Origin of the sequence: Cupriavidus pampae (assembly GCF_914271485.1) — a bacterium.
Classification (GTDB): domain Bacteria; phylum Pseudomonadota; class Gammaproteobacteria; order Burkholderiales; family Burkholderiaceae; genus Cupriavidus; species Cupriavidus pampae.
In genome coordinates this window covers 165,593-178,780 of sequence record NZ_CAJZAG010000013.1, presented here as the reverse complement: position 1 = coordinate 178,780, position 13,188 = coordinate 165,593, and the positions used below count along the sequence as shown (strand labels likewise).

The following is a 13,188-nucleotide window of genomic DNA, read 5'->3' as shown; positions in this document are numbered from 1 at the left end:
GATTGACGTCTGTGATTGCTTTTCGACTTTATCGTAAGACAACGATTGTGACAGCGATGAGGGTTGCGCATAGTCGCGGAAACGTCGTTGAGAGCAACCGGAGCTGGTCCATCGTGTCGAACAACAAAGTCAAAAAAGAGGCCAAAAAGCATGTGGGGGCGAAGTGATAAGGCCGAAGCGGGAGTCGTACGACTCGATGGGTTCACTCTTTGAAGAGCACTACCTGGTCCGTACGCTAGGCCGTATCGCACACGATCCTGAGATTGCTCTCACCGAGCTGGTAGCAAACGCATGGGATGCGGGAGCGTCGCTGGTCGATCTCACCATTCCACCAGCGCGCAACCTTGTCTTGACGGTTCAAGACGATGGCCACGGTATGACGGCAGCGCAGTTCAAGGCCCGGTGGATGAAACTCGGTTATGACCGGACCAGGCACCAAAGCTCGAACGTGGAATTTCCGCCGGAACGGAATGATTGGCGGCGTCGAGCCTATGGGCACAATGGTGTCGGGCGTCATGGCTTGTTGTGTTTCGCTGATCAGTACTCGGTAGAGACCTGGCGCGAGGACAAGGGTGCGGCCTTTGAAATCGGCACGCAGGGTCAGGAGTCGCCCTTCAAGATTGAGAAGGAGGGCAGCTTCCTGCAAGGGGACCACGGAACGAAGCTCTCGGTGATCGTCGAGCGTCATTTGCCCCACCCGGACAGAATTCGAGAGATCCTGTCCGCCCGCTTCCTGCACGACCCGCAGTTTGTTGTACGGGTCAACAACCAGTCCGTCGAGTTGGGGGACCAAACGGGGCTCATCGAGCGAGTGGACCTTTCCATCGAAGGGTGTCCACCGGCGGAGGCCTACGTCGTGGATTCAACGAGGGTTGCCAAATCGACGATCTACCAAGGCATTGCCTTTTGGGTAAATGGCCGCCTCGTCGGCACGCCCGGTTGGGTTGTCGGCGCCGATGCGGTCCTCGACGGTCGTGCTCGATTTGCAAAGCGCTATTCGATTGTGGTCAAGACCAGCGATGGCTGGATGTCTGAGGTAGAACCGGACTGGGCTCGATTCAAGAATGGGCCAAACGCGGATGCGCTTTTCGCGGCGGTCCGGATCTATGCCCAGCGCGTGTTTACGTCGTTGTCTTCGAGTCTCGTCGAGGAGAGCTCGGAAGAGGCGCTGCTGCGAAATCGCGAACAGTTCAAGGAACTGTCGCAGCTAGGTCGTGCTGAGGTCGCGACCTTCGCGCGCGAGCTGGTGACGACCACGCCTACGGTCTCTCAAGACGTCCTTTCCGCTGCGGTCCAGGCGTTGATCAATCTGGAGAAGGCGCGCGGCGGCTCCGCTCTGCTTGATATGCTCACCAAGCTAGACGAGTCGGATATCGATGGGCTCGACCGTCTTCTGGGCCAGTGGACGGTCCGCGACGCCTTGTCGGTGCTCGACGAGATCGATCATCGCCTGGCCGTGCTCGCGGCCATAGAGAAGCTGTGCGGGGACGATGCCACAGACGAACTGCACACGCTGCATCCCTTGGTCACTCAAGCTCGGTGGCTGTTTGGTCCCGAGTTTGACAGTAGCGAGTATTCATCGAACGTCAGTCTGCGCACAGCGGCCGAGAAGATCTTCAAGAAGAGACTGTCTGCCGAGGCGTTCATCAACCACAAGCAGCGTCCCGACATACTGGTGTTGGCCGATGCCACGTGTTCAATCGTCGGGACCGAAGGCTTCGACTTGGCTGATCCGACGCTCACGCGCATTCAGAACGTGCTGATCATCGAACTCAAGAAGGGGAAGTCCACGGTCGGGCGTGAAGAAATGAATCAGGCCGACGGCTATGTGCAGGACTTTCTTGGCAGCGGTGCGCTAGACGGGACGCCGCTGTTCCGGGCCTTTGTGGTGGGGCACGAGATCGCGGCGAAGACGACGCGAGAGAAAGAGCTAAAGGAAGAAGGCGTTCTGCGCGGTCGGGTTCAGGCGGTCACTTACGGCCAGATCACCCGATCGGCGCATCAACGGCTGTTTCGACTCAGGGAGCGAATTCCGGCGCGCTACGAAGACATGTCGGGGGCGGATTTGTCCGCAAAGGTGATGCAGACCGCTTCGCAGGCGTTGTTGGCCTTGCCTGTGCCAGCAGCCGTCGCACAGGAGGCAGAACGGCTGATCGGCAAGGCTGGAAACAGATCGTGCCGGCACCACCATCGCGAGGCCGGTCAATCCGACATGTTATGTAACTAAAACATTAAAAAGGCGACATCTGTCAATGCTTCCCGAGGGGGGGTAGCTGCCGTAACCCCTTGAGGCCAAACTTTACGCCGCCTGCCACTGGCATCCCACGCCGTGGCAGTTCCGCTCGCGCATAAATACAAGGGGGCCAGGGGTCGGTCACCCGGCGGGCGGCCGAAGAAGCCACCTTAGAAGAGACGACAGGGATGAAATCGAAGCTCCTTTTGACGGGCCTGATGGCCGCCGTGCTGACCGCTTGCGGCGGTGGCGGCGGGGATAGCGCGCCGGCGGCAGCCGCGCCGACCACGAAGATCAGCGGTACCGCGGCAGTCGGTGCGGCGATCGCCAACGCTACGGTGCAGGCCAAGTGCGCATCGGGTAGTGGTACCGCCACAACAGCGGCGGACGGCACCTTCACCATCAATATCGCCAACCTCCAGCGCCCTTGTGTGCTGAGCGTCAGCGCGCCGGACGGCACCGTCCTGCATTCGGTCATCGAGGCTGGCACGGGCACGGCGGTGGTGGCCAACATCACGCCGCTGACTGAGCTGATCACTGCCGCTTTGGCCAAGGGCGACACCAACGCATTCTTCGCGCAGTTCGACGCCAACGCACAGGCGCGCCTGACGGCTGCCAACCTGACCGATGCCAATGGCACGGTACGTCAACTGCTGCTCGGCCTGTTCGACCTGACGGGCGTGGACGCGATCAAGGGCACGCTGGTAGCTGCCAATGGCGCCAACGCCGGCAATGCGCTCGACAAGCTGCTCGACCAACTGGGCGCTGGCCTGACCAAGGCCAAGACCTCGCTGGCGGATCTGTCCTCGGCCGTTGGCAACAACGCCGGTGCGGCCGCCATCCAGACGATCCTCCAGCCGGCTTCGGACAGCTGCGCGGGTCTGCGCACGGGCAAGTATTGGGCGATCGGCCAGGGCAGCCAGACACTGTCCTCGTTCGATGCCGCTGCCTCCACGCTGACCGCGCTAGACTCCAGCGGCAACGCCATTGCACAGTTGCCGTTCACGCCGTTGGGCGGCCAGGCCTGCCGCTTCACCACCAATGCCAACTCGACCGTCAATGACGTGATGGTGTCGAAGTCGGGCATTGCGCTGGTACGCAACGTCTCGAACCCCGGTGGCAGCCTGCTGCTGCCTGGCCTGCTGATCCCCGCACAACAGATTTCGCTTGCGGAACTGGCGGGCACCTGGAATGCGGTGGGCTACGAGCGCGATAACACGTCGGAGGTGTTCGCGCCGACGCGCCTCACGTTCACGCTGGCCGCCGACGGCAAGTTCACGGCGGGCGCCGACTGCACGGGCGTAAATAGCTGCACGCCTTGGGAGCCTGCTGACCTGCCCACGCTGGCGGCAACGTCGAACGGTGCGTTCACGCTGACCGACACGAGCGGCACGGAAGCCGTAGCGGTATTCAAGGGCACCGACGGTCTGTACACCGCTGTCATCACCCGCGAGACCGGCATCGTCATCGCATCCAAGCAGGTTGCCCGTCCGCTGCCGGTCGTCGGCTCGACGAATAGCTACTGGGATGCGACATTCATGCCGAACCTGTCGGTGGTCATGGACATTGCGTCGACGACGATCCAGTCGGTCGATGCCGCCACGGGCACCTACACGCGCAAGCGCGCCAGCGACGGCCGTATCGACGCGTGGACGCAGAACTCGCCCACACCGGGCCTGCGCTATCGCGGGAAGTCGTCGGACACGACGGCACGCGAGGGTATCTCGCTGGTGCTCGGCAATACCGGCGTCGGGGTGCTGATCAGCCTGGACCCGGCATCGCTGTTCTTCGATATTTCGGTGAACCGTCCGCAGTAAGGTTGTCGTAACGACGTAGTACCCAAACAGCCCGCTTCTTTCTGAAGCGGGCTGTTTTACTTTTACCGTCCGTTCCAGGCAGGCGGGCGTCGATTCACAAATGCATCGACGCCTTCCCGGAAGTCCTCGCTGGCGTAGCACGCCCGCACGAGGTCGTCGGTGTCGGCCACGGCTTCGACGGTCTGTCGGCGCAGCGCTTCCTTGACGACCCGTTGCGTGACCGGCGCCAGCGCGCCGAGCTGGTCGCAGAGCACGGCGACCTGTGCATCGATTTCCTCTGGCACGTACACGCCATGAAGAAAGCCGCACGCCAACGCGCTGTCCGCATCCAGAATCTGTGCCAGCAGGAGCATGCGCCGTACCGGCTGCAGCCCCCACGCCGCGCGCAGTTTGGCGAGGTTCTCGGCCGACAGCGTATTCCCCAGCGTCTTGGCGATGGGCACGCCAAAGCGCGCCTTCGGGGTGGCCACGCGGAAGTCGCAAGCGGTCGCGATCGCGAGTCCGCCACCAACGGCCCAGCCGTCGACGACGGCGAGCGTTGGCATCGGCAGCTGTTCGATCAACCGAATGCCCTCGTCGATCCGCGCTTCATAGGCAATGCCGTCGTCGCCGCCCGAGAACTGCTGGAACTGCGCGATGTCGCTGCCCGCGACAAAGGCCTCGCCGCCGGCGCCGCGCAGCACCACGACCCGCGGCGCATCGTTGGTCGCGGCCGCCAGCAGGCGGCAGTGCGCAGCCAGTTGCTCGTACATGCCCCACGTCATCGCATTGCGTGCGGCCGGCCGATCGATGGTGATGAATGCGACCGCCCCCTGTCTGGAGAGGACGACCTGTCCCTGTGCAGAACCTTCTGTCATTCGCCAAATGCGCCGGCTTTGGCCAGCGACTCCTGTTCGTCCTTCGAGAGTCCGAGCTCGTCCAGTACCTCTGCCGTATGCTCGCCCAACAGCGGTGGGTGACGGCGTACCTGTTGCGGGGTACCACCCATTTTGACGGCGAAGCCGATATTGGGCACCTTGCCTTCGATCGGATGATCGATCTCGATGCGCATCTGACGATGCCGGCCATGCTCGCTGTCAAACGCCTGAGGATACGTCAGGATCGGTCCGGCTGGAATGCCAGCCTCCAGCAGACGCTCGATCCAATTGTCACAGCTATCGGCAGCGAAGCTTTCCTCGAGCGCGGCGATCAGTTCGTTCCGGTTGGCCAGACGCAATGCCACCGTGCCGAAGCGTTCGTCCGCGAGCAGATCCTGTCGGCCGAGCGTATTGCACAGCAGTGTGAACAGCTTCTGATTCGTCGCGCCCATCACGAAGTACCCGTCACCAGCCTTGACCGCCTGATACGGGGCGCTCATGCGATTGGACGTGCCCAGCGGCTCCGGCTCGCGACCGGTGCCCCAGTATTCCGAGGTATCCCAGATCGAGAACGCGAGCGCGGAGTCGAACAGCGACGCGTCGACGTACTGGCCCTTGCCGGTTTCCTTCGCGCCGATGTAAGCGGAGAGCATGCCGTAGATCGAGAACAGCGCGCAGCCGATATCGGCCACCGGTACGCCTGCCTTCACCGGCGGTCCGTCGGGATACCCCGTAACGCTCATGATGCCTGACATGGCCTGCGCCATCAGGTCGAAGCCGGGGCGCGTGGCCCACGGGCCGGTTTGGCCAAAGCCCGAGATGCTGCAATAGACCAGTTTGGGATTGATCTCGCGGAGCGTTTCGTAGTCGATTCCCAGCCGTTTCATCACGCCCGGGCGGTAGTTCTCGACCAGGATGTCAGCGGTTTTGGCGAGCCGCAGGAAGACCTCGCGCGCGGATGCCGTCTTGAGGTCCAGCGTGATGCTGCGCTTGTTGCGGTTCATGTTCAGAAAGCCCATGCTGTCCGGGCCTTTCATCTTGAAGCCCATGGCACCGCGCGTCTGGTCGCCGCCCTTGGGCGGTTCGATCTTGATCACGTCGGCGCCAAGGTCCGCCAGCAGCATGCAGGCGTAGGGGCCAGCCATGACCTGCGTCACATCCAGAACGCGTACGCCAGCCAGGGGCAATGGGTTGGCACTGCGCGGTGCCTGAGAGTCGTGCGCATCGGTCATCGTCGTATCCTGCTGAGATTGTCTGGTGGGTAGCGCGTTGAGCGGTCGTTAGATTTCCGCCTTCACGTTGGCGTCCTTCACGACCTTGGCCCATTTGGTGGCTTCCGAGGCGATGAAGTCGCCGAATTGCTGGCTGGAGCCACCGTAGTCCTCTGCGCCAAAACTCTTGAGCCGCTCGACCACATCGGGCATTGCCAACGCGCGGTTGACGTCGGCATTCATGCGCGCGACCAGCGCGGGGGACATGCCTTTGGGGCCAACGAGCCCATACCAGGACGCGGCATCGAGACCCGGAAATCCGGACTCGGCGAGCGTCGGTACGTTCGGATAGGCGGCAGCGCGCTTCAGCCGCGTCTGCGCGATGGCGACGACCTTCTCCTGCTGGATAAATGGCGTGGCGGCGGTCATCGTATCGAACGCATAGTCGATCTGACCACCGAGCAGATCGGCCACCAGCGGGCCAGATCCCTTGTAGGGGACATGGACCACATCGATCTTGGCCTGCATGCGGAACAGTTCGAGCGCCAGATGCTGCGACGAGCCGATGCCGGAAGAACCAAAAGAGACCTTGCCGGGCTTCTGTTTGCAGAGCGCCACGACTTCAGCGACCGTCCGTACTTTCTGTTCGGCGCGGCAGGTCAGCATATTGGGCGTGACGCCGACCATCGCGATCGGGGAGAAGTCGGCGCGCGGGTTGTACTTGAGGTCCAGCATCGCGGGCGCGATGGCATGGCTGTTGACGTGCGCCATCAGCAGGGTCGTGCCGTCGGGCGGCTGCTTGGCGACATAACCGGCGGCGATCGAGCCCGATGCCCCCGGCTTGTTCTCGACCACCACACTGGTGTTCCACATCTGCGTGAGCTTGTTGCCCAGTACACGGGCCAGCACGTCGGTGCCGCCGCCGGGCGCGAACCCGACCAGGATTCGCACGGGGCCCGCCATATCGGCCGCCCACACGAGGGAGGGAACCGCCAACCCGGCCGCCGCCCCGAGAATGAACTGTCTGCGTTGCATTACTGTCTCCGTAGTACTTGTTATGGAGACCATGATGTTCGCAGCGCCGGCGGAAGGCTATCGCTGTTTGGGGGAGTCTGGTTTCGCCTTTTGCGCAAGCACCCGGAGAACCGCATGGGCGGCCGAAGACAGCTCGCCATGGGGCCGGTGGCACAGGACGAAGCGCCGGTCTGCCCACGGCTCGGCGATCGGTATCCGGACGAAGCGGGTGCCCGCGGCGACTTTTTGCGCGATGGCTTCCGGCATCACGCCCGCGCCCAGATTCTCCGAGACCAGCGCGGCGATGCTATCGAAGCCCTGCACGCGCATCCGCATGTGCGGCGTTCTTCCCGCTTCGGCGGCAAGGCGTTCCAGCATGATCGAAATGGCCGAGCTCGCGCTGAGCACGATCAGGTCGCAATTGAAGACATCGTCCTGCGTAACCCGCTTGCGGCGTGCGAGGGCATGGTCGCGGGCGACTACCAGCGAGAGCCGGTCGGACCGATAGGGCGCGGTGGGAAGGTCCACCACACCTAGATTGCCGTCGTAGATGCCCAGATCGGCCATGCCACGACGCAGCGATTGCTGAACCTCTTCGCTGTTCATCTCCTGCAGATCGATGCGAATGCCCGGACATTCCACTGCGCACCGCTGGATGTCCGACGGCAGAAACTGAATGACCGCGGACTTCGGCGCGGCGATCCGCACCACACCGAGCACGCCGCCCACATACGAGGCCGCATCGTCCTGCATGCGCTGCACGGTATGGCTGATGCCGCGTGCGTGGGCAAGCAGCGCGCCGCCGGCTTCGGTAACCGCCATCCCATGTGGGAGTCGCTCGAACAACGACACGCCCAATTGGGATTCCAGCTCCAGGATGCGGCGGGAGGCGGCCGCCGGCGCCAGATGCAGCCGCTCCGCGCCACGGGTAATGCTGCCCATATCGGCCACGGCGATAAACAGCTGCACCGTGGTCAGATCAAAATGAAGCCGCGAGGCGCGAGCAAGGTTGGATGACGTCATCGATGTGGAGATCACAGAGATAGTTGAGCCGCAGCGCGGGCATGTTCGAGGAACGACTTGATCAGGCCCGCGCATGGCGATGCGCGTCGCCACAGTACGCCAAACCGACGGGGTTCCGAGGGGATCGGCAGCGGCAGCTTGGCTACCTGTAGCCGGGTCGTCAGCGGCGAGGCGATATCCGGAATCAGCGATACGCCAAGCCCGCGATCCACCATCATCGCAATGGCGAGCAACGAGCTTAGCTCGAAGCGTTCCAGCGCGGGCGTGATGCCGTTCTTGCGCATGTAGTCATCGGCCTGCTTGCCGCCGCCGAGACTTCGATCGTAACGAATCAGCGGTTTGGTTCGGAGCAACTCATGCGGATCCATCTGCCGGTCCCGGGCTCTGGCCAGCACCACCAGCGGTTCCTGCCGTAGCAACTCCCAAGCGAATGTCTTGGGCAGGGCAAACGGCGGATGCAGGCAAACCGCGGCATCGAGTTCCAGCTGCTTGACTGCTTCAAACAGCTCTCCCGACAACGCCGACCGGATATGGACAGACACGTCCGGATGCGCATTGGTAAAGCGCGACAGCGCATCGGGCAACAGGCTGTGCAGCGCGGTATTGATCGTGCCGATGCGTAGCTCATGCATTTCCTCGGCCTGATTGATCCAGCTACGCAGTTCATCTACCTCACGCAGCAGCAACACACTGCGCTCCGCCAGACGTCTTCCGGACTCCGTCGGCGCTACCGTACGGCCTGCGCGACCGAGCAGTGTTGTACCGAGCTGCCGCTCCAATACCTGAATTTGCTGGGAAATGGCCGCGGGCGTGACATTGAGGCGTCTCGCGGCCTCTGCCAACGTGCCAGTTTCAACCACAAGCGCGAAAGCACGGAGGTAAGCGGTTTCCATAAGCGGTTTCCATAGAATCTCTATGGTGTGAAGGTAGGAAAGTATAGTTTATCTTGTTGATCGGATTGGGCAAACTCCCCGCTATCCACTGTGAGGGGGTGTTGGCATGAGAAGCAAGTTGTTCGTTCCCGGTTCGCGGCCCGAGTTCTTTCCCAAGGCATTCGCCAGCGAGGCGGATGCGCTGTCCTTCGACCTCGAGGACGCCGTGGCGGAGGACCGCAAGGCCGAGGCGCGCAAACTGATATCGGAAATGCTGCGCTCCGATCTGGCGCAGACCTCCGCCAAGACGCTGATCGTGCGCGTCAATGGCTTGAGTACCCCGCATTTCGAGGCAGATATCGCCGCGGTGGTCGTGCCCGGACTGGATGTCATCAATCTGCCGAAGCCAGAGAGCGCCGACGATGTACGACGCGTGGCCGATGCCATCGAGCGGGCCGAGCGCGCCAATGGCTTTACCGACAAGGACGAGAAGGTCCGACTGCTGCTGAATATCGAATCGCCGGTGGCATTGCGCCGAGCCGCGGAACTGGCCACGGCACATCCGCGCGTGGCCGGTCTGCAGCTCGGCCTGGGCGACCTGTTCGAGCCGGCTGGTATCCATCGACGCAATCTGGCGGCGATTACCGCTGCGATGTTCGCGGTGAGGATGGCCGCCGCGGAAGGCAACGTCTACGCGTACGACACGGTTTTCGCGAATATCCGTGACACGGAAGGCTTTCGCGCGGAAGCGGAAATTTCCCGTCAGATGGGCTTCCTCGGCAAGAGCTGCATTCACCCGACGCAGATCGCGCTGGCCAATGATGTCTATCGCCCCTCCGACGAGGAAATCGCGCATGCGCTGCGCGTTGTCGATGCAGCCGCGCGGGCAGAGGCCGAGGGCATCGGTGCTTACGTCGTAGACGGCAAGATGATCGATCCGCCGTTCGTGCAACGCGCACAGGCGATCGTCGAGATTGGCAGGCGGCTTGGATTGATTGCCGCCTGATTCTGTACCGCACCTATAAAAATACATTCGGAGACAACATCATGACGACCATTCCGTCGCGCCACCCCATTGCATTCCTCGCGTACCTTGCGTGCGCGACCGCGGCCGCCACGCTGAGCCTGCCGGCGCTGGCTGCCGACAGCGCCTATCCGTCGAAGCCCATCACGATCATCGTGCCGTACCCGCCCGGCGGCTCCAACGATATCTTCGCGCGCATCGTGGCCAAGGAGATTGGCGAGGAGCTGAAGCAGCCGGTGATCATCGATAACCGTCCTGGCGCGAGCGGCAACACCGGTACCTCGATGGCCGCGAAGGCGGCGCCGGATGGTTATACGCTCGTGGCCGTGTCATCGAGCATGACGACGAATGCCGCGGTCCAGACCAAGCTGACCTACGACGCGGTGAAGAGCTTCGCGCCGGTGGCCATGGTGGCGCAGGGCCCGTTTATCGTGGCGGTGAGCAATGAGTTGCCCGCGAAGACCCCGCAGGAACTGATCGATCTGATCCGTAAGAATCCCGGCAAGTACAACTACGCGTCATCCGGCCCGGGCAGCGTCAACGAGTTCGGCACCGAGCTGCTCAAGGCGAAGGCCGGCAAGCTGCAGATCCAGCACGTGCCGTACAAGGGCATGGGTCCCGCCATTACCGATCTGATCGGCAATCAGACGCAGTTGCTGATCTCGAGCGGCCCCTCGCTGCTGCCGATGGTGCGTGCGGGGAAAGTGCGGGCCGTGGGCATCACCAGCGCCAAGCCGAGCCCGATTGCGCCGGACCTGACGCCGATGGCGAACGCGGTCCCAGGCTACGAGTTCGAACTCTGGTGGGGTTTCCTCGCGCCGGCGGGCACGCCGCCGGCCATCGTGGCGCAACTCAACGCTGCCGTGAACCACGCGCTGGATAAGCCGGCGATCAAGAACGCGATTCTCAAAGAGGGCGCAGAGGCCAGGCCCGTGACGCCGAAACAGTTCGCCGAAACGATTGCCACCGATGTGGGCCGATGGAAGGCGCTGGCGAAGCAGCAGAACATCGTTGCCGATTGACGAGATTGATTCAGGAGCATTGCATGGATACCAACGCCACCAAAGCCACCACCGGCGAACACGCTTTTGGCGCCGCGCGTACGGGCAGCACCGGCCCGCTCAGCGGGGTCAAGGTGCTGGATCTGAGCGCCTATATCGCAGGGCCTTATGGCTGTTCGCTGCTGGCCGATCAGGGGGCCATCGTCATCAAGGTGGAGCCGCCCGCTGGTGACAATCTGCGCAAGTATCCCTCGACGCTGGAGACGGAGAGTCGGGCCTTTCTGGGCGTCAATCGTAGCAAGCTTGGCGTGGTGCTGGATCTGAAGCAGCCCGAAGACCTCGAGCGCCTGCGTGCACTCGCGAACCAGGCCGACGTGCTGGTGCATAACTTCCGGCCCAGCGTGCCCGGACGGCTCGGCATCGCTTACGAACAGCTGAGCCAATCCAATCCGCGCCTGATTTACTGCGCTGTGAGCGGCTATGGCGAAACCGGTCCGCTCAAGGACAAGGCCGGCTACGATCAGGTGCTGCAGACCATGACCGGCATGTGTACGCTGCAGGGCAAGAAGGAGGGGCCGCCGGAGATTCTGTATGGCTCGATCGTGGACTACTACGCCGCATCGCTGGTCTCCGGTGCCGTCGCCTCCGCCCTCTATGAGCGTGAGAAGAGCGGACAAGGTCAATACGTCGGCGTGTCGCTGCTGCGCGCGGCACTGACGATGCAGTCGGCCCGTATGATCTGGGCCGATGCGGAGCCGCGTGAAGTCGGGCGCGATATGCGTTCGGGCGGGATCACCGGCATTCATCCGACGCGTGAAGGGTATATCTACATCTCCGCCAATACGCCGCACTTCTGGCAGGCATTGTGCGAGAGAACCGGCCTGGCGCATTTGCTCAAGACCGATCGCTACGATTCGGTGCGCAAGCGTGCCCAGCATCACGACGAGATCGTGCCCGCACTGCATGCGGCGTTGCGCGAGCGCTCGGCCATGGAATGGGAGACCATCTTTGGCGAAGCGGTCCCCTGTGCGGCGGCGCGCAGTGTCGAAGACATGTTCGACTTCCCGCAGGTGACGGCCGAGGAGATGATCGCGACGTTCGAGCATCCGGTTGTCGGCCGCTACCGCGGCTTTACGCGCCCGATCAAGTTTGGCCGGACGCCGGGGCCCGATCCGTTCGCCGCGCCCACGCTGGATCAGCACGGCGAACTCGTGCGCGAAGCCGCGGACAGGATGAAGCACGATGTCTGAGGCGCGCGCTGCACCGGTGCTGCGTGTGCCAAACAGCGCGGCGGACACGGTGCCGCGCAGCACGACGCCTGCCCATGCCTGCGACGCGCATCTGCATATCTACGATCCACGCTTCCAGGCGATCGCACCGACGGTCGAGCATGCCACGGTAGCGGACTACCGGCGCGTGCAGGCGTTGCTCGGTACGCGTCGTGCGGTGATCGTGCAGCCGAGGACCTACGGTACCGATAACAGCGCCACGCTCGATGCCATCGCGCAACTCGGTGCGACCACTACGCGCGGCATCGCTGTACTGCACCCCGATGTCACCGACGACACGTTGCAGAAGCTGGATGCCGGTGGCATTCGCGGCGTTCGCTTCTCGCTATATACACACGCGAACGCGGCAGTGGGTTTCGATATGGTGGAAACGCTCGCGCGTCGCATCGCCGAGCTGGGTTGGCACCTGCAATTGCACTGGACCGCGGATCAGTTCGTCGCGCATCGCGATCTGCTGCTGCGGCTGCCCACGCCACTCGTGTTTGACCATATGGCGCGCCTGCCATTGCCTGGCGGTATCGCACATCCTGCATTCGCGCTGGTGTCCGAACTGCTCGCGCGCGGCAACAGCTGGCTCAAGCTGTCCGGCGCGTATCTGGACTCGATCGTCGGCGAGGCGGGGCGGTATGCCGATATCGATCCCGTTGCCAGGGCATGGGTGCGCGCGGCACCGGAGCGGCTCGTGTGGGGCAGCGACTGGCCGCACTTCACGGAGCCCGATCACAAGCCGGACGATTCGCTGCTATTCGACCTGCTCACGCATTGGACGGGCGATGATGCCGTCCGGCACCGAATTCTGGTGGACAACCCCGCCCGGTTGTACGGATTCGCCAACGATTGAGCCGGC

Annotated in this window: 11 protein-coding genes; 6 read left to right on the top strand and 5 right to left on the bottom strand. The window is 63.1% G+C overall.

The window, feature by feature from the left end:
* Positions 1-196: 196 nt before the first annotated feature.
* Together LDO41_RS29100 and LDO41_RS29095 are read left to right on the top strand one after the other, a co-directional pair.
* A complete protein-coding gene (locus LDO41_RS29100; protein WP_223994595.1) occupies positions 197-2,227 on the top strand; it encodes an ATP-binding protein in 2,031 nt (676 codons plus the stop codon).
* A 194-nt stretch (positions 2,228-2,421) separates the two neighbouring features.
* A complete protein-coding gene (locus tag LDO41_RS29095; protein ID WP_223994593.1) occupies positions 2,422-4,050 on the top strand; it encodes a hypothetical protein in 1,629 nt (542 codons plus the stop codon).
* Between the two features lie 62 nt (positions 4,051-4,112).
* Here the strand turns inward: LDO41_RS29095 and LDO41_RS29090 are convergent, their stop codons facing one another.
* From LDO41_RS29090 to LDO41_RS29070, 5 genes are read right to left on the bottom strand one after another with little or no spacing between them, the layout of a single operon-like run.
* On the bottom strand, positions 4,113-4,907 hold the full coding sequence (locus LDO41_RS29090) for an enoyl-CoA hydratase/isomerase family protein (protein WP_223994591.1): 795 nt from the start codon (positions 4,905-4,907) through the stop codon (positions 4,113-4,115).
* Positions 4,904-6,139 (bottom strand): CaiB/BaiF CoA transferase family protein, encoded by a 1,236-nt coding sequence (locus LDO41_RS29085; RefSeq protein WP_223994589.1) that lies wholly within the window; start codon positions 6,137-6,139, stop codon positions 4,904-4,906. The genes LDO41_RS29090 and LDO41_RS29085 overlap by 4 nt, the downstream gene beginning before the upstream one ends.
* Positions 6,140-6,187: 48 nt before the next feature.
* On the bottom strand, positions 6,188-7,153 hold the full coding sequence (locus tag LDO41_RS29080; RefSeq protein ID WP_223994587.1) for a Bug family tripartite tricarboxylate transporter substrate binding protein: 966 nt from the start codon (positions 7,151-7,153) through the stop codon (positions 6,188-6,190).
* 57 nt (positions 7,154-7,210) lie between these two features.
* A complete protein-coding gene (locus LDO41_RS29075; RefSeq protein WP_223994585.1) occupies positions 7,211-8,155 on the bottom strand; it encodes a LysR family transcriptional regulator in 945 nt (314 codons plus the stop codon).
* 11 nt (positions 8,156-8,166) lie between these two features.
* On the bottom strand, positions 8,167-9,048 hold the full coding sequence (locus LDO41_RS29070; RefSeq protein WP_223994583.1) for a LysR family transcriptional regulator: 882 nt from the start codon (positions 9,046-9,048) through the stop codon (positions 8,167-8,169).
* Positions 9,049-9,154: 106 nt separating this feature from the next.
* On the opposite strand from LDO41_RS29070, the gene LDO41_RS29065 reads away from it, so the two are divergent.
* The 4 genes from LDO41_RS29065 to LDO41_RS29050 are packed head-to-tail and all read left to right on the top strand — an operon-like array spanning position 9,155 to position 13,182.
* Positions 9,155-10,033 carry an HpcH/HpaI aldolase/citrate lyase family protein gene (locus LDO41_RS29065; protein WP_223994581.1) on the top strand — a complete coding sequence of 293 codons (879 nt, stop codon included), beginning with the start codon at positions 9,155-9,157 and terminating at the stop codon, positions 10,031-10,033.
* Between the two features lie 41 nt (positions 10,034-10,074).
* Positions 10,075-11,073, top strand: coding sequence for a tripartite tricarboxylate transporter substrate binding protein (locus tag LDO41_RS29060; RefSeq protein ID WP_223994580.1), 999 nt, complete (start codon positions 10,075-10,077; stop codon positions 11,071-11,073).
* A gap of 23 nt (positions 11,074-11,096) precedes the next feature.
* Complete coding sequence (locus LDO41_RS29055) at positions 11,097-12,302, top strand: CaiB/BaiF CoA transferase family protein (RefSeq protein ID WP_223994578.1); 1,206 nt, start codon at positions 11,097-11,099, stop codon at positions 12,300-12,302.
* A complete protein-coding gene (locus LDO41_RS29050; RefSeq protein ID WP_223994576.1) occupies positions 12,295-13,182 on the top strand; it encodes an amidohydrolase family protein in 888 nt (295 codons plus the stop codon). The genes LDO41_RS29055 and LDO41_RS29050 overlap by 8 nt, the downstream gene beginning before the upstream one ends.
* Positions 13,183-13,188: the final 6 nt, after the last annotated feature.